Source organism: Paenibacillus sp. Marseille-Q7038 (assembly GCF_965111595.1).
In genome coordinates this window covers 780,137-798,812 of record NZ_CBCOOM010000001.1, presented here as the reverse complement: position 1 = coordinate 798,812, position 18,676 = coordinate 780,137, and the positions used below count along the sequence as shown (strand labels likewise).

Annotated in this window: 14 protein-coding genes; 1 reads left to right on the top strand and 13 read right to left on the bottom strand. The window is 41.5% G+C overall.

Translation table 11 applies throughout. The features are described 5' to 3' along the window. Positions 1–335 precede the first annotated feature (335 nt). The 11 genes from ACWPWY_RS03930 to ACWPWY_RS03880 all read right to left on the bottom strand — a co-directional run bounded on the left by ACWPWY_RS03930 (position 336) and on the right by ACWPWY_RS03880 (position 16,238). Complete coding sequence (locus tag ACWPWY_RS03930) at positions 336–623, bottom strand: transposase (protein WP_454192787.1); 288 nt, start codon at positions 621–623, stop codon at positions 336–338. After that, on the bottom strand, positions 569–1,549 hold the full coding sequence (locus ACWPWY_RS03925) for a transposase (RefSeq protein ID WP_454190482.1): 981 nt from the start codon (positions 1,547–1,549) through the stop codon (positions 569–571). The genes ACWPWY_RS03930 and ACWPWY_RS03925 overlap by 55 nt, the downstream gene beginning before the upstream one ends. Before the next feature lie 235 nt (positions 1,550–1,784). Further along, the gene (locus ACWPWY_RS03920; protein WP_454190481.1) at positions 1,785–3,425 is read right to left on the bottom strand and encodes an extracellular solute-binding protein; all 1,641 of its coding nucleotides are present in this window, start codon (positions 3,423–3,425) and stop codon (positions 1,785–1,787) included. Between the two features lie 120 nt (positions 3,426–3,545). Continuing rightward, positions 3,546–5,204, bottom strand: a complete 1,659-nt coding sequence (locus ACWPWY_RS03915) for a response regulator transcription factor (protein ID WP_454190480.1) — start codon at positions 5,202–5,204, stop codon at positions 3,546–3,548. Then, positions 5,179–6,960, bottom strand: coding sequence for a sensor histidine kinase (locus ACWPWY_RS03910; protein ID WP_454190479.1), 1,782 nt, complete (start codon positions 6,958–6,960; stop codon positions 5,179–5,181). Before ACWPWY_RS03910 ends, ACWPWY_RS03915 begins: the two co-directional genes overlap by 26 nt. Before the next feature lie 75 nt (positions 6,961–7,035). Further along, complete coding sequence (locus ACWPWY_RS03905) at positions 7,036–7,926, bottom strand: carbohydrate ABC transporter permease (RefSeq protein ID WP_454190478.1); 891 nt, start codon at positions 7,924–7,926, stop codon at positions 7,036–7,038. Positions 7,927–7,941: 15 nt separating this feature from the next. Beyond that, entirely contained in the window at positions 7,942–8,847 is a 906-nt protein-coding gene (locus ACWPWY_RS03900; protein WP_454190477.1) for an ABC transporter permease, read from the bottom strand. A 202-nt stretch (positions 8,848–9,049) separates the two neighbouring features. Continuing rightward, positions 9,050–12,802, bottom strand: a complete 3,753-nt coding sequence (locus ACWPWY_RS03895; RefSeq protein ID WP_454190476.1) for an alpha-L-arabinofuranosidase C-terminal domain-containing protein — start codon at positions 12,800–12,802, stop codon at positions 9,050–9,052. Between the two features lie 239 nt (positions 12,803–13,041). Continuing rightward, positions 13,042–13,239, bottom strand: a complete 198-nt coding sequence (locus ACWPWY_RS03890) for a YwbE family protein (RefSeq protein ID WP_454190475.1) — start codon at positions 13,237–13,239, stop codon at positions 13,042–13,044. 39 nt (positions 13,240–13,278) lie between these two features. Then, complete coding sequence (locus tag ACWPWY_RS03885; RefSeq protein WP_454190474.1) at positions 13,279–14,037, bottom strand: polysaccharide deacetylase family protein; 759 nt, start codon at positions 14,035–14,037, stop codon at positions 13,279–13,281. A 194-nt stretch (positions 14,038–14,231) separates the two neighbouring features. Continuing rightward, on the bottom strand, positions 14,232–16,238 hold the full coding sequence (locus tag ACWPWY_RS03880; protein ID WP_454190473.1) for a Na+/H+ antiporter: 2,007 nt from the start codon (positions 16,236–16,238) through the stop codon (positions 14,232–14,234). Positions 16,239–16,393: 155 nt separating this feature from the next. On the opposite strand from ACWPWY_RS03880, the gene ACWPWY_RS03875 reads away from it, so the two are divergent. After that, entirely contained in the window at positions 16,394–16,693 is a 300-nt protein-coding gene (locus tag ACWPWY_RS03875; protein WP_454190472.1) for a hypothetical protein, read from the top strand. Positions 16,694–16,739: 46 nt separating this feature from the next. Here the strand turns inward: ACWPWY_RS03875 and ACWPWY_RS03870 are convergent, their stop codons facing one another. Together ACWPWY_RS03870 and murB are read right to left on the bottom strand one after the other, a co-directional pair. After that, positions 16,740–17,198: a MarR family winged helix-turn-helix transcriptional regulator gene (locus ACWPWY_RS03870; RefSeq protein ID WP_454190471.1), complete on the bottom strand. Its 459-nt coding sequence runs from the start codon at positions 17,196–17,198 to the stop codon at positions 16,740–16,742. A gap of 279 nt (positions 17,199–17,477) precedes the next feature. After that, complete coding sequence (gene murB / locus ACWPWY_RS03865) at positions 17,478–18,494, bottom strand: UDP-N-acetylmuramate dehydrogenase (protein WP_454190470.1); 1,017 nt, start codon at positions 18,492–18,494, stop codon at positions 17,478–17,480. Positions 18,495–18,676 lie beyond the last annotated feature (182 nt).

Sequence of the window (18,676 nt, the reverse complement as noted above, 5' to 3'; positions counted from 1 at the left end):
AGAAAAAAGTCACATACGATACAGCAGAAAGCAAACACTTTATTGATGTAAAAAAATAAAAAGGGACTCCTATACGGCAATGTCATTTAGTTAAGCTTTAAAGACAACACCTGAATTAAATTTAAAACAGCACGGGAAAAAGTCCTGTGCTGTTTTTTTGTGTAAGTAAAAAAAAACGCACAGCAAACAAAGCGGATGAAATATCCGCTAAAAAAGTTGGTGTGAAACGGATTATGCTACTCTATAGACGAAGCTAACAACGGATCTATACCGGATTTTTCGTGTATTCTTCTGTCCTTGACGAATGGATCGAATCGGCAAGATGTTTTTACGAATCAGCGCTTCCAAATCGGGTGGGGGTTCATCGTCTCGTAAGCGCAGGAAATGTCTACAAGCATAAACAGCGACTGTAAAGTTGACTTGATATGGGTACCGTTTATAATTTGGGAGATAACTACGCGCGAGGTAATCATTTCAGTAAAATTGTACATGATCATTTTTGCGAAAATCTCTTGGATAATGGAATCTTGCCTCTTTGCGTGAAAATTTGTCAGACCAACGGTGTATTTTAATGCTCTGAAAGAGGTTTCAATGCCCCAACGCATGTTATAAATTGATTTGATTTCATCAGGTGGGAAATCAGTAGAGGAAAGATTGGTAATGATTTCATAAGTGCCACTCGGCAGGATAAAACGAACAACCCGAAAGGAAATGGGATAAAAGATGCGCTCATGCAGATCCAAAAATCAAATGTAGAAGTGGAAGGGATGAACTTGTAAATCTCGGGCTGAGCCTTGACCTTTTGGGTTTGTTTTTTGGTGAGTGTCCGATGAACATCAATATCAAACTCTCTACTAGAAGGCAAACGTAAGCCCGAAAGAATACCATTGGAGTTTACATCCTTTACCCGTATGACGTAGTTCCAGCCTTTTCGTTCAATATGCGCGAAGTTATTGTAACTTTCATAGCCTCGATCGGCAATAACTATGGCTTTGCCTTGGATAGGAGAACGGTCAACCATATCTGCCATTGCCCTTCCCTCGTTGCACAATCTTCGTGGCTGAACAAGGGCATCCACGTAAAGTCTGTTGCAAAGGTCATAGGTCGCGTTCAAATGCAGAAGGTTATAACCTTTTGTGTTCGGTCCACTTTGAAAATAGGTATCTGTGTCCGCAGAGTTCGTTGCGATATGCATATCCGAACCATCAACGGCAAGTAATCGATACCCACGATAGTGCTTAATATCCGTAAACAAACGCGTAAATTCATGAAATAAAAATTCCACAGCAGAGGGTAGAATTTTATTTCTCTGTTGTACAAAAGCGGACGTGGTTGCGGTGTTTACGTCATAGCCCTCTGATTCCAAGAGTTCCTTATATATACTATTGCCACCCATTGAGATGAGAAGTTGCATGACCGTTTCAAAGGGCAGTTTTTTCTTTCTGGTAAAATCTGTTTCAGGGTTTTTGACATAAGGTGCAGGTGCGAAGACATTTTCGTGTATAAGGGATGTTAGTGATTGTTTTAGTGAATTAGCGTACTCGTTCATTGGCGTAACCTCCTTGTCTCAAGGGGCTTCGCCACACATTTCCACCTGCTTGTCAAGTCTCATTTCTCGTTTGTTCACAAAAAAGAGCAGGTTATCTTTTCGATAACCTGCTCTTTTAGCATACGCCTTAACTAAATGACATTGTCCTATACGGAGGCCCTTTTTGTATTGATATAGGTCTTACCCAATGATTCATCTCTTACGGATTGTTTCAATCTAGTTGATAACAGAAAGCTTACTTACTAGCATTGATTACTTCATTTACTTCCTGCGTAATTTGATTACCGCCGAGTTTTTTCCAATTAGTAACAAAGTTATCAAACTCATCAATGGACAGGTTGCCATAAATAATTTTCAGGAACGTCTCTGCTCTCAGTTTGTCCAATGTTGCCTGCTTCGTGTTCATCGTCTTTGTCGGTGCGTAGATAAACTCATTCATCACAATTAAATCATTATCCCGATAATATTTAATTACGCCCTGTGAGCTTTCTGGTCCGAAAATACGTTCCATATGCCATTTATCGAGGTTCCCATTACGGTAATCCATAATATCTTCATAGAAAAGCTTGGCTTCGAGTCCAAGTCCTGATGTGCCTCCTGTTTTGATCGCCTTCTCTACTTCATCTTGTGCTTTTACGTTTTTGTTGGCAGGAAGGTTTGACACCGTTGCATTTTGAAAACCAAGTCCTGTTAATCCATTCAGATAGTCAGCCCGTTCTGTTTCTGCAGACTCACCAAACATTTTTTCTGCTTGGAAATTGAGCAGTTTGATTAATGCTTCAGGGTGCTCATAGCCTTTACGAACCGCAAAGATTCCTCCTAAACTTAGGTGATTCTGTGTCTTCGCTGGCTCATTATCGATGGACTGAACAGGATATGGCATCCAGTCTACATTTTGATCCTTCTTAATCATACTGCTAACTTGAAAAGGTGCCCATTGCGGCAGAAAGAACATGCCTGATTTGCCTGCATTCACATCTTCCATCATTTTGGCAAAATCCTTAACACCAAACTCAGGATCAATTACGCCTTTTTTATACAGGTCCTGCAGTTCTCGTAACCCTTCTTTCACTTCAGGTTGTACGGTACCATTCACCACCTGACCCGATTCATCCTTAATCCATGTCTCAAGGTAGCCGTGATACCCAAGCAAGAAACCGTTAATCGGCAAATCCTTGTTCAGTGCAATACCAAACGTATCATTTTTTCCATTTCCATCTGGATCTTCAAATGTGAAGGCTTCCGCAATCTTAATCAACTCCTGCATAGATATCGGAGCTTCCAGTCCCACTTTTTTGAGCCAATCTTGGCGAATCCAGATCATATCCGAAGAGTCTAGTGATCCTGGGAAACTAACCATCGCGTATATTTTCCCATCTTTGGTTACCGGTTTAAGACCTGCTCCATCTTCAGCGGACATAAATTCTTTTACAAGATCGGATGCGTATTTGTCATATATTTCTGTCAAATCTTCAAGCATCCCGGCTTCATGCAGCTGTTCAAATTGAACGGCACTCACTTTCAGCACATCCGGCAAATCTCCACTGGCAAGCGTAACGTTCATTTTATCATTGTAGTTGGTATCCGGAACAATCCAATCATAGGTTACTTCAATACCGAGTTCATCCTTATAGCCCCTGGTCCAAATATTACTCGCTTGAGTATCTCCTTCAGCTAAGGTTTCTTTTCCAGTTTCAGCCATAGTAGACGTAAGCTTGATGGTTGGATCATACTTTGTAAGCGGTCCTCCCGCATCTTGCTGCGTACTTGGGCTTGCTACCTCTTCACTTCCTGCACCTGACGAACAAGCGGATAGCGTCGCTGCTAGTACCATCGATAACGTAAGTAATGAGAACTTCTTAAGTGATATATTCATGTGAATCCCCCTTTTTATTCATCCCCGAGTTATGTATTCATTTTATAAAGAAAGCGCTGTCACATCGAGTGGACGAAGATGACATCTGGTATCTTTGATTTACCAATTCTCAATCCTTTGCTAATTTTTTTGTTCTCGGTACTCTTGGGGGGTACAACCGATCGCTTTCTTGAAAAACCGATAAAAATAATGTTGGTCGCTAAATCCGACCTTAGCGGATATTTCATGCATTTTACAGTTTGAACCTAGTAATAATTCTTTGCTACGCTCAATCCGTCTATCATGAATGTAGTCAGATATCCCCTTTCCTGTAATCCGTTTATACCAGCGGGATAAATAGGAAGGATTCAAGGAAACCTCCTGTGCAATGCGGGTTAGAGAGAGATCATCTTCTAAGTGATGTTTGATGTAATGATGAATAGCAATCAAGATTTGAGACTGGTCATTCAAGCGAGTATCGCTCCTTTTGGAAATAATCCATTCGAATGCTGACTGATAGAAAACCAGCAGCTCTGGCCATGGTGTATGTATATTGTAATGAAGCATACGGGAGAGCGTTATTTCCTCCATGGCTGACTCATACAAACCGAGTTCATGAAGTATTTCTATTAGTCCATTTCCTGCTCCTGTGATGATCTTCATTCGAAAAAAAGGATCTTGAAGTCCCTCCTGCGCTGCTTCCGTCCATTTATGAAACGAGTCAAGCCATTCTCTTTCACCCGCAGTGATCCGCTCTTTAACCTGATCCATATGAAGAGCAGCCACCGCCTGCTGACTGAATAGGTTTGGTGAATAGTCTGAATCAGACTGAAGTTGTACACGAAGCAGCTTTTCCATCCCAAGCCCAGGCCCATCATGGATAGACAATCGCAACCTTGCAATCGTTGTATTAAGATCTGCCCATCCCACAGCCTGATCACTTACCATAATCGATACGGACAATTTCAAACAATCCGCACAAGATTGCTGCACGGACTCAAGCGTTCCATAGACAAAACGATAGGTCTGCTCCCATCTCTCCTGTTGATTTGAGGGAAAGCGTGAGTGTTCTGCCAAAGGTTGTATCAAACAGACAATCATCTGATAATCAAGATCAATAGCCTTAACAATAGTCTTATCTTGAAGTAACTCCTCAGCGACATTGGCAACAGCATAGCGAATCAGGCTTCGGTCCGCATGAGATTGATATTGGCTCCAGTCCTCTACTCGAATGATTACGGGAATTACAGATTCTCCTGACCGGAGAGAAAGCTGTACGGCATCCAGTTCTTCTTGAAGTGAAGCAATACCTTGCTTTTCCGTTCGTTTCATTACATCAAGCAGCAATTGCCGCTGCAATTGAGGAAGAACCCTCGGCAGCTTACTCTTGAACCAGGCATGCTGATAACGGAAGTCATTCTCTTCCGAGATTTGCTTAAGCGCTCGTTCTACTGCTGCACGGATCTGAGCCATACCTTCTGTCTTTAACAGGTAATCTACAACACAAGGATTTCGTATCGCCTGGTGCGCGTAATCGAATTCGTTATGCCCTGTCAGTAGCAATACCTTGCATCTTGGCCACCGATCCATAATTTTCTCGATTAGCTCCATTCCATCCATGCCAGGCATACAGATATCGCTAAGTACAATATCAATTTTGACCGTATTTAGCCACTCCATCGCTTCAAAAGCAGAATAAGCCTTGATAATCTCCATATCCTGAAAATCCGCTTTTTGAAAGAAAGCATGTAATCCATCCAAAATAACGGGTTCGTCATCTACAATTAGCATCCGCTGCATCCTGTAATTTTCCTCTCCCTGGTACATTCATTATGATGCATAGACCGCCCAGTTTACTGCGCCGTGCGGTAAGACCGTATTCTGCTCCGAACTTAATCCGCAATCTTTGATGGACGTTGATAAGACCTGTGATCTCTTTACTCTCATGACGCTGTACTGACTCTTGTAAAGCAAACTCAAGGTCATTCAGGATTTCATCGGTTAACTGATCCCCATCATCCTCTATTCTTATAGAAAACTTACCATGGTGTGCCTTGTAAGAAATCTTAAGTACACCTCCGCAGCTGCGTTTGGATAATGCATGTTCAAAAACATTTTCTACAATAGGCTGCATAATGACCCGGGGAACGGTTATCGCTCTGTATTCTGAATTCATCTCTTCGATTTGCAATTGTATCCTTGATCCAAACCTTATTTTTTGAATCGCTGCGTAGACCAGAGCATGGTCCATCTCTTCTCCAAGAGAAACCTCTGCTTGCGAGTCTCTAGACATATATCTAAAATATTGACCGAGATAATCGGTGAATTCCTGTATTAATTCTACATTTTCAACTTCAGCCATTTGTTTAATACTGAATAGACTATTGTATAAAAAATGAGGCTGTATCTGCGACTGTAGATGCTTAAGCTCGGCTTCGCTGGTTCGGATCCGAGCAATATAATTTTCCTCAATTAAAATATGTAAGCGCTCTATCATATGGTTAAAGCGAGAGTATAAATATCCGAATTCATCCCGTCTGGAATGAGGTATATAAATGTTGGTATGACCTTGCTCTGCCATACGAAAACCTTTAACTAGCGCAGATAATGGCTTGTGAATGGATCTGTAGATTGAAAATGAAAAAATCAGAATAATTACGATGGACATCACTGTTAAAATCCATAGCCATAGTTTGTACTGCTCTAAAGGTGCCTCAAGTACATTATCAGCAATGCTCGAAGTAAGCAGAAAAGAATGCTCTGGATCATAGAGTGAATAGTGCAAGAAATGATCGCTCTGATATCTTGTCATCTGCGGTGAATCCTGAGATTTTGGATTCTGCACATCCAATAGCGAAATAGAAGTAACCTGATCTGATGAAGAGATTACGACTTGCTGCTTATCACCGAAACTGAGGGTAATGTCGCTTCCCCCTTTTTCTGAGAGCTGTTGTAGCCTCTGCTTAAGCTCTTGAACATTTAAATGTATACCTAATATGAAATTGGGTGGTTCTTCGTAATTCATATTATAAGGATTACTTTTAAGAAAATAGAGATCGTTATTCAAATAGGACAATTCGCCATTCAGGTTTCCCATCGTTGCCAGCAGGTTTCTCCATTCATCATCTTCCACACTACGGATACCGTCGGTGGCAGTGACTCTTTTGTGGAGAGCGGGGACATAGTATACAACATCACTAATGTACGGACTTGCCGCCATGATCTGACTCAGTTTGTTATGTATATTATTCAGACTTGAAGTTACATCATACCTGCTCATAATAGCTGCTCGTGTACTTAAGGTAGACATCGGTTCATCAAATGAATATTCATTTACGAGTCCGCTCATTCGTTCCAGTTCGAATTGTAGATGGTTATGGTAGAAATCCAGTTTCGATTCGTGAGCCCGTTCTACTTCGACCTGCATCTGTGTGGAGCTATAATGCGTAATCATAATACTTATCCCGTACAATGGCAGAATAACAAAGACAAAGGCAATCATTAGTTTGAAGACAATCGAATTCGTTTTGCAGCTTCCCCTGACATGTTTCATCATCCCCCGAATCTCCCTCCTTATAGGAAAAAAGGAGCCAGAAATCGGCTCCTCCATTTGGTTTCCCTACCCATGATCTTATCCCTTAACACTTCCGACAACAAGACCATGAACAAAATATCTCTGCAGGAATGGATACACAAGCAGGATCGGAATAACTGACAAAAAGATTTGTGATGCCTGCGTTGTTCTGTCTGATATTTGACTAAGTAACGTTGCATCTTCAAGCGTCATCATCTCGCTCTGAATCATGGTAACCTGCTGTAGCATGGACTGAAGGTAGGTAGCAAGCGGGTAGTGATCTGGACTTTTCATATAAATCATGCCGTCAAACCACGCATTCCAGTGACCCACCATAGAAAACAGTGTAATCGTTGCGATACTAGGAAGCGAGATCGGCAGATAAATGCTCCATAATGTTCGAAAGTGCCCCGCCCCATCCATCCATGATGCTTCTTCCAGCTCTTTGGGTAAGCCTCGAAAGAAATTAAGCATGAGCAGTACATTGAAAATAGGCACAGCTCCCGGTAAAATGAGCGCCCAAATCGAATCGAGTAAACCCGCTTCTTTCACTACAAGGTAACCCGGAATAAGCCCCCCGCTAAACAACATCGTAAATACGAACAGCCAGGCATAGATGGTTCTTGAACGGAATTTAGATGCCTCTTTAGAGAGAGGGTAGGCGACAAGAATCGTAAAGATCAGATTCGTCGAGACCCCAAGTACAACACGAAGGAGACTTGTACCAAACGAATTTAGAAATTGTTTATTTTCCAAAATATATTTATACGACGAGAAAGTGAAATCTACAGGCCAGAATGTGACGCTTCCCGCTTTGACTGCATCACTTGAACTAAAAGAGATGGCCAAAATATTAACGATCGGAAACAGACAAAGCAAGGCAAGAACGGTAAGAATGACGTAATTGAACCCTAAAAACCATCGATAAGCTCTCGAAGTATGGTGCATGGTCTTGCCTCCTTTCTAGAAAATCCGATAATTGGCAAAGCGATAAGCTAAATAATAACCGAGTCCAATGAAAACGAAGGATACTACAGATTTAATAAGACCAAGTGCTGTGGATACCGAATATTGCGCATCCTGCAAACCAATCCGATAGATCATCGTATCCAGAATATCTCCTGATTCATAGACGAGTGGATTGTAAAGGTTAAATACCTGGTCAAATCCACCATTAAGCACATTTCCAAGACTAAGCGTAACCATTAAAATGACGATAGGGCGAATCCCTGGAAGCGTAATGTGCCATGTCTGCTTCCATCTTCCCGCGCCATCCATGACGGATGCCTCATAAAGAGACTTATCAATACTCGTAAGTGCCGCCAAATAAATAATCGTACCAAAACCAAATTCTTTCCATTGGTCCGTAATAACAAGTATGTAGGGAAACCATTCATTACTAGCGAGGAATTGAATAGGTTCTATACCTATCGCTTTAAGAAACATGTTAACGAGCCCGCTACTTGGGGATAACACGTCTACAATAATACCGGCTAGGATAACCCATGAAAAAAAATGCGGCATATAGATTACCGTTTGAATTGTTCGCTTGAATCCTGTTCTTCCTACCTCATTTAGCAATAAGGCAACGAACACTGGAATCACAAGACCCGAAACAATTTTCATGACAGATATGAATACCGTATTCCATACCACCTGTCTAAAACCAGGCAGATCAAACAGATATCTGAAATTGTCCAGGCCCACCCAGTTTACGTTTTTAAATCCGCCAATGGGAGAAAAATTTTGAAAAGCAATGGAGAGCCCGGCCATTGGAATGTAACCGAATACAATAATGATGAGCAGACCAGGCAAAATCATAAGATGAAGCGGAACATTTCGAATAAATTGTCTGTAGTTCGAACGCATAAGCTGTCTCCTCCTTCAAATTCAATTATAGGAGTAGACCAAACTCTGTAAAAGTGTAGGGTATTTACTTTAGGTATCTTCTGTTGACTCTAAATTTCAGTTGGGTATTAAATGATTTATTGCTTATAAATGCAAAAAACCTCCATCCTGGCAGGAGCGCCAATGCGCCCTACAAGATGAAGGATTAAATAGCATATCTAGTTTAGATCGATATCACCAACAAGCTTACAGAATTCGCAGGGAGCTTAATTACAACGCTATCTCCTTGCAGTTCTATGCTTTGTTGCTGCGGTGTAATTTTCTCATCGTTTTTCTTGTTAACATTCGGAACATGAAGCAGATTTTCTTCTCCGCTTAGTGTAACCAGTGTTGCATTAGGCTGAACAATCAGATTCTCCAGGTTAATCTGTGTAGCCTTGTCCACACCATCCGCATTCACCAATTTCACATATACATGCTGTGCATCTCTCGTAACGGAGTGGAATACTTCTCGGTTATATGCTTCCAGCTTGTAATCCAGTGTTTTACTAGTAAATTGCCCGTCTGTATAAGAGCAGATCAAGTTCTTTCCTTTCTCTCCACCGTAATTCACGGTAATCACATAATCCTTCTCATTCTCCAGCGGTTCATAGTTTGCCGCTCTCAGGTTTCCAGCTGCTGTACTGGACGAATAATCACCTAGCGTATAACCTTCGATTCCTTGTTTATACACTTTCACACCTGTTGCTTGACCGCCATAAGCGATCGCATACTCGATTACGTCTTTTTTCTCAGGAGTAATGTCGGTCAGACCTACACCGATATAGAATCCATCTTCACCCTTAATCCGGCTTGCTTCTACCTGCACCTTATAGTTAGTCCATTCATCATTCAGAAGGTACAACCCGTTTAGCCCGCTCTCCTGTGCCGTCAAGATCAATCCTTTGCCAGGAACGGATGTATAACCTTCCGATCCAGGAATGAGACTCCATGCTTCACTTGGTCCTTCTTGTACCCGGAAATCTTCTTCAAAAAGAATACTCCCATCCTTGTTCGAAGTGACAACCACTCTCTTCACGAGAATATCGGCATTACCTGCAGCGATTTCGATCCCGCCGTGCGGAATAAGTTCCACGGGCTTACCTTTGCTGTACGTCCCGAACGATGTACGAAGTACCTCTTCACCAACACTTTTAGCAAACATTTGCTGTACATAATAGTTCGGTGTAAACCACACCGTTTCATCATCAAACCAAATGCAGTCCGGCGTCCAGCGGTACGTACCATCTGTCAGTACCTTATTGAACAGCGGCGCATATGCTGCCAGGCGAACGACATCCGCATTATTTTCAAAACTGGTCATGATCGCAGCTTCGGCGATAGCCCCTGCCAGTGTATTTTTATCTGTGGATGCATATTCACCGACAAATACCTTGGAAGTCTCTTTAAAGTCTATACTTCCATCTTCGTGATAGGCGCGGTCATAGTAGTTATAACGATCCGCATTGTTCAAGAGATATTCATTAGATCTATAGTAATGCTCATCAGCAATCGTATCCATGTAGTTCTTCTGATTCTCGTACCAGGTTACCGTCTCTTCAATTACCTCTTTGCCATCTGCAAAAGCAACTTGAGCTGATCCCGTGAGATTACCACTAAGGAATTTCCATCCTTGCTGATAAGCATCATCATCCGCCTGTGCACCAACGGTAGAGATAATATAGAGTTCATGCTCCGGATAGTTCCGTTTCATATATTCATCAATCGAAGCTTTGAATACTTCAAAGTTGGCGAAAAATTCATTTCCCCAGTTTTCATTTCCCACACCGAGGTAGCGAAGATCAAATGGCTCCGGATGTCCCATACTGCTACGTACTTGTGCCCATTCGTTATGCTCCGTATCCGTGCTAAGTGCAAAATCGATCAAGTCTGTAAAGTTCTTGATATAGTACTCCCTCAAAGCGCCGCCTGCCGGATGTGCATAATCAGAACGCGCCTGACACAGAACCCCGCATGCCATAACCGGCACCGGAAGAGCATTCAAGTCCTCAGCTAATTGGAAGTATTCCATATAGCCAAGTCCCATCGTCATCATATAACCCCAAACGTTATAATTCTCTTTTCTCAGCTCTACAGGACCTACAGAGTCCTTCCAGTCATATACATTCTCCCAAATGAAAGATCCTTCGGAGATACAGCCGCCAGGAAAACGTAAAAATGTGGGATGCAGGTCAGCAAGCGCTTGAATTAGATCTTTTCTCAGTCGATAATTTGGATTTCCTTTGTAGTTAGCATGAGCTGAAGCGGATATCCCTTTCTCCTCAGGGTCTGCTCCCCACACATCTTGTGGCGTAAGTGACACCATATCGATAGAAATATCACCTTCAAAGCTAAGAGCTAGCTGACCAAGAGCCGTTCCCGTACCTGTGAGAGTAATGATTTGCTTATCTTGCTCACCATATTTCTTCCATGAGCCTCCACCTTCTACATGCAGTGTGATCGGCTCACTAATCGGCTCATTATTGGCATCTTGTAATTGAACGGTTATCGTACCTGGAGCATCCGCTTTCGCCCAAACAGTAAAGTTATAGTCTTCTCCCTGCTTAATCGACATTGCACAATGTTGATTGGAATCCGAGAACCCGCGATTGCGAATCGTTGCACCATTCTGAACCGTTACATAATAAGCGTTCACTTCTGGATCATCCTGTCCAAAGTGTTCATTTAAGCCGCCTTTATTTTGCGGGTTCATCAGATGGGTATCTCCAGACCATGCAAACAAAGGATCACGATTCCGGCCAGTGGAACAACCACATTCCCCCGATTCAGGTGAGTAAGTATCAAACGCAAAGGATTCAAACGAGCGATTCTGCACAAGCTCAGCGTAAATTCCGCCATCCGCCGCATTATTGATGTCCTCGTAAAATAGTCCATACATCACTTCACTAATATCAGCAACTTTCTGATCTCCGTGAATCGTTACTGTATAGGGCGGAAGCTGTTCCGGTACAACCGATATCTCAAAATGTTTGCTCAGCGTACTTTCCCCTTTACTTAATACCGCACGGAGTGTAATTTCCTCAGCAGAAGTAATGGACTGAAGCTCACCTGTATGAGAAAGAGATTCCGGACGACTCGAGTTCCAGCTCACTTGTACTTTACCGCCTAGTAAACTATCAGGTAATGCAACGTCTTTCGTAACAATTTTCGTTGGAAAAGATAAATATTTATCTCCGGCAAGTTTGACAATTTCTTCATCCGTCAATGATTCGCACATAACTTCAATCACTTCATCAATCGTCAGACCATCTCGATAAATCCGGAAATCAGATAACGAACCTGTAAAGTCCACGTCTGCTGCATACTGAGAACGTCCAATATAATTTTGGCTATAATTCGAAGTTTCGGTAAACGTATCAAACCAACTGCGCAGCTTAGCATACGTCCCACTGGAAGTTTGACTGATGGAACCATCTGCTACTTTTTCTCCATTTACATAGACAATCGGACCGGCACTGCTTAGTTTACCACCCTCGGTACCTGTCACCGATAATGCGATATGCATCCACTCTCCGGCAGCAAATCCCCGGCCCGGGTCTACAACCAGATCATCTCCAGCATACAGAGTCCCTCTTAACTGACGTGTCAAAAATGCATAAGGCCCTTGTTCGCCTTTACCAAAGTCAAAAATACGTTCCCATACGTTCGACCCTTTACCGAAATTGACCCATGCCGTCACGGTCAGACCCGTGTTATCGCTTACATCACCTAGCAAATTAGATGGTAGCTGTATATATGAAGTTCCATTTGCTCCTCCTGGAAAGGTAGCTGCAGATCTGCCAGAGATACGTGAAATTTCAGGTTTCATTGTTCCCTTAGCTGCTCCATCATGCCCATTTCCAGAGCTGTCTTCACCAAGGTGTGCTGCATTGTCGAACTTATAGTGTGCAATGAGTTGCTCTTTAAAATTGCTCATTCTTCTGCCTCCTATGTAGATGATCTTTTGATTTGAATGAATGTAAATCGATTTACAATTATATAAATGAATCGCTTACAGGTTATAGTACTCACTTTCGACTTAATTTTCAACAAAAAAGTAAAAACAATCATATATTGAAAGAATTTATGAAGCGAAATTCTTAGTCAAAAACAAAAAAAGACTCCTACATACGGAGTCCTTCTTATCTTTTTTGAATTCAATGCTGCGCTATCTATTTACTTCTGTAAAATATGTTTTACTCTGCCTACCTGACCGTTTTCAAGTCGAACTTTGATGCCGTGGGGATGCGACGGGGAGTTGGTTAAAATATCTTTAACAATCCCTCTCGTTAATTTCCCTGTTCTTTGATCCTGTTTAAGTACAATATCAACTTCAATACCTGCGCGAATATCAGCCCTGCTGTTTCCATTCATATCTTTATTTCTCCCCTTTTCTTCCATACACCCCATGATTTAAGGTAATTCCATTACTTCCTTTTCCTTCGTCTTGAGCAGCTGCGATACAGTCACAAATTCATACCCTTGCTTTTTCAGTTCGGGCAAAATTCGTTCCAATGCTTTTATCGTCTGACTCTGTCCGTGTACATTATCATGAAAAAGAACGATATCACCGTTTCGAACATTACGAAGTACTTTATTAATAATACGCTGTTTTCCTGGTCTACTCCAGTCCCCTGTATCCTGATGCCAAGACCAGAGCACAATTGTATATCCCCTCTTTTTAGCACTGTCCAGTACAATGTCGTTATAGACACCGCCCGGTGGGCGGAAGAGTGTCGGTTTGGGTCCCCCTGCCTCTTCAATGATGCGATCTGTGTCTTCAAGCTCTTTCATGTAATCCTCTTTTTTCTTGATTTTATCACCAAAAGTATGAAAATAGGTGTGATTCCCTACTTCATGACCTTCTTCAAGTTCCCTACGAATAAGATGACTTTTCTTTTTAGATTGCTCGCCTATAACAAAAAAAGTAGCTTTTGCATCATATTTTTTAAGCAGCTCTAAAATCTGCACGGTTTCCTGCTCATCCGGTCCATCATCAAAGGTGAAAGCGATCTGTTTTTGGGAAATAGGAACCTCCCATACAATATCCCCTCTTTTTTCATAATATGTTCGGTCCATCAGGTCAGGCTGACTAGCTTTTGCCTCGGAGGCGATCATAGCACATACAAGTATAGCGGATGTTAGTGCAATGAACCATTTTCTTAGTGTCATATTATTCCTCACCTTACATTTATCTTGTGTACATAACATGCTCCGTAGTATCCCACTAACGGTGAGGAAATATATAAATTTTGATCTGTAAAAAAATACTCCTGCAAAATCTCTTTATAATAAAGCAAAAGAAAAGAGTTGACCCATCACCAGACCGGCAACAGGACAACTCTCTTCCAATAAAGCATATTTCTTTACTCTTCACTCAGAAGATTAGACTCCAGATTATTTATATATTGGCGCAAAGAAGCAGCCATATTCCGGTGGATATCGCCCATTTCAAATAACTCTTGAACGGCATTCCGTTGCTCTTGAATTGCTTTAATTTGCAGCTCTAATTTCTTTTCATTAAAAGCATTATCATCGAGTTCGGTAGCTCCTTCACGAAGCATGAAGTTGATCCGTTCATAATTAGAAATAATGGTCAGCGATGCAGCCCTGTTTTCATCATTCATTTGACTTCGGATGGCTGTAATCGCACTTTCACAGGTCTGGATACGAAGATTACGAGAGGCTTTCACTCTTTCTCTCATCGGGTTATTTTGATCCATCTGTTTCTTCATAAAGACCCTTCCTATCGTGCGCCCGATACTGCGCAAGGAAGACCAAATCTGCGATTTCATTCGGCTGGACATGACAATTTCACGGCGATCCAGAACTTTTAAATAGAACATTCCAAGCTCTTCATTTACTTCCCCTGTTTTCAGGAGATGCTCAATTTCTTTTCGCTCTGCATGAATGGCTTTCATACGAATGGACATTTCTTGTTTTTGAAAATGACTTCCCCATTTTTTCTTATCGTCTTGGGCCGAATAATGATGTAAGTATTTGTTAAGATCCGCGATTACCGACAATACGGCCGCTTTGTTGTCATCATTCATCTCGGACTTAACCACTTGGATGGAACGATCAAATATTTTGGTTAACACACGTATTTGGACTACATCTGCCCCGGCCTTCTCTTCTTTGTCTGCAATAAGCGGGAGTGCGATACTTGCCGTAATCAGTGACAGCAGAATCACACCAGCAGATATAAAGAGAATCAGATCTCGTTCTGGGAAAGGGGACCCATCCATAAGGACAAAAGGAATCGAAAAGGCACCGGCAAGCGTCACAGCTCCGCGTACACCCGATAAGGTCGTTAAAATAATGTGCTTCATCACAGGTTTTTCCTGCTTATTCATTTTCCACGTTGTTGTCTCAAAGGCATAAATCCATAGAAACCGCAGAACAAACAGGATCAGCGTAATAATGAAAATATAGGTCACAATCTGCACATGATTAAAGGCTCCATTATCCCAAATCTTACTGAGTACATTAGGAAACTGTATACCGAGAATAACAAAGACAAGACCATTTAATATATATACAATTACGGACCAAGTACTTTCTGCCACAATTTGCATTTTCGGCTGAACCGTATCGGCCCGATCCCGGTCAATCGCATGGATAATCCCACCTGCTACCACTGCTAAAATTCCGGATAAACCGAGTTCTTCACTTACGAGGTAAATAATAAACGGAGTAATGATTTGAATGAGCATATGAACGGTTACGTCCTCCATGCCAAATCTTCGAAGCAGCACTCCAATTTTACGAATAAGAAAAGACATTACGGCACCGAGGAGCAATCCGCCGACAGCGATAACCACAAAACTGATAGAGGCATCTGCTAATGAAAATACACCCGTTACCGTCGCAGCCAGCGCAAATTTAAAAGCGACCAGACCGGAAGCATCGTTCATAAGTGCTTCGCCCTCAAGCGTCCGCAAAATACTCTTAGGTAGATGAACACGTTCAGCCATCGCTCCCACGGCTACAGCATCAGTCGGAGATAGAATCGCGGCAAGCGCGAACGCTGCTGGAAGCGGTATGCTCGGAATCAGCATATGAATACCATAACCTGCTACAAGAACCGTTAAAAAGACGAGTCCTAGTGCAAGCAGCAAAATCGGCGTACGCAGACTCCATAGTTCATCCCGCGGTGTTTTACGCCCATCATTATAAAGAAGCGGAGCGATGAACAGTACAAAAAACAGTTCCGGATTTAAATCGAGATGGATCCCGAAAGGAACAACTTCAAAGACCACTCCAAGCGCAATTTGGATCAGCGGAACCGGAATAAAGGGAACAAACCGATTAATTACGTTGGATAACCCGATAATTATGAGCATAATGAGTATTGTAATAAAAAGCTCCATATATCATCATCAATTCCTCTCTTGCTTCTTTCCTATAGGCATTGTTTTCTGATAAATACGGTGTTTTTTTCCGTATCCTTGTTCGCTTCTATCCCATTTTTGAGGTAACATATAAGAATAGATGACGAATCGTAATGAAGCAAAGGATGAATAACATGGCTTTTGGCATTACACGAAGCGAACTCGAAGAGTGGAAAGAAAAAGTGAGAGAAGGTCAGATTGCTTATCTGACTCATTACTGGATAGATCCTCGTTTCCCTGGCGTAACCAGTGTAACGAAGGTAGGTTGCTCTGATCTTAAGCGTTTACAGCACTGGTGCAAAGAACATAACCTTAATCCCAAATATATTCATCATCGAGATCCATTTCCGCACTTTGATCTTCTTGGATCTAGACAAAAAGAAATCCTATTACAAGAAAATCTGAATGACCATATTCAAAGGTTCAAATTATAAAAAAAGACCAAACTCAAGCAGCCTAGGCTTCAAGAGTCTGGTTCTTTTATGTAAGAGCATCAAGGATTCGTTCTTCCATTCTTTTTACGATATCCAGAAATTGTACTCTTTCCTCTTGTGATAGAAGCCCTAGAATCTCTTTATTCACACGTTTGCGATTTTCACGTAAATGATCTGCGATGTGCTGGCCTTCCTTCGTTAGGAACAGCCACACGATTCGTCTGTCTTCCTCACTTCGAGCACGGGTAATGTACCCTTCTGCTTCAAGTTGATTAAGGATGATCGTGGTTGCACCCGAAGATAGCTGAAGTCGCTTCACAATCTCAACGGCCATAAGGCGTTCACGAGATAACATATATATAATTTGTATCTTCGTGGGATTTAGCTTGTGATTAAATTCTTTTTGCTGTTCTACATATATCTTGTTCTTAAACCTGATAAAAGTCATTAATAACTGGTCTAACGTTTCTAGTTCTTCTGCCTGCAACTCCTTGTTATTCACCACTTGAATTTCTCACCTTTCTGAAAATAACAGATATAGAAATTCATATCATCACATTCAGCGCATAACGAACAAATCCAGCTTTTTTGCCCGAAAATAGCTATATTTATTATGTTAACTTTAACATAAACTCATTATTCTTCACAAGTTTCTCCCCCTGTTTTACCGTTTCTTTTAAGCACTAATTAGAAATGCCAATGTCAAAAAAACCATGTCAAGCTTCCTAATAAAAGGAACCAGACATGGTTTTTTAATTTAGAAGGGATTCATTTGCGTCCAATCTTATTTCTTTTCTACAATAATGAGTTCTTCTTCCGGGATAAAATCAAATGCTTCTTTCACTGATTTCTTCACTTGTTCAACCAAATGTACGATATCTTCTGCTTTTGCATTACCTTGATTCACAATCATATTTCCATGCCAAGATGAAATAGATGCACCCCCGTGCACTGTTCCTCTCATGTTTAGCCGATCGACCACTTTACCCATGGGTTCACCAAAATTATAGTTGTTTTTAAAAACAGATCCGCAAGAAGGATAATCAAAATGGAACTTGCTTCCGCGATCCAGAATCACGCTTTTGAAAGATTCAGGAACCTCTGCTTGATGATCCTGTGCCCAAGTCTCAGCCATGGCCGTGTAGTATTTATAAAAATTAGGCAAGACAGATGGGTTTCGATACTCTACTACTTGTTCTAGTCTTTCCACTTCACGAATTCCTTGCTCAAGCGCGTTAAAGTCAGGATGTTTTAAGTATGCTCCCACAATAATCCAATCATTGTTCATAAAGATAGAATTCTTGTAACTATAACCGCATCCATCTACATGGATGGTCTGGACTTTAAATTCGGGGTCTTTCAAATCAATATAAAAGGCAGTATCAAGAATGTCACAAATTTGTCTGTTATAATATTTCGCATTCATATAAATTCCTGCGCCTACCGTTCCTGGGAGCAGAAAACAAAAATCAAAGTCAGCTGTTCCCGAAGCCAGCCCAATAAGCGACAAATGCGACATCGGCATACCGGCAGAAACAAACCAACCTTTCTCATCAATATGAGTCTCTTTTAGTTCCTTAAGACTGATAAAGATCATATCTTCTTTCGGTTCATCCGGGAATAGGATGTTCGATCCCATACCAAACCAAAAAGGTTTTAGTTCTTTTTCTTTTGCAAATTCTAGTACAGAAGTTAATTCCTCTATTGTGGCAGGCGCAGCTAGATATTTAGCCTTGCCTCCGATCTCATAAGTAGAATAAGCTGATAAGTCTGCATTACTTTGTATGAATTGTTTATTCACCCTGTGTCCCTCCTACTGCTGTACAAAACAAAATTGCTTCATGATGTCTAATCATTATATACAATTATATTGTATGTAGCCATTATGTATACGCACCTATTGTAAGTCAAATAAAATCAGGAACTTTGTCGTATCGCTTCTATAGCAAAGTGCTGAATTAGTTATGAATCTCTTCGCTTTCG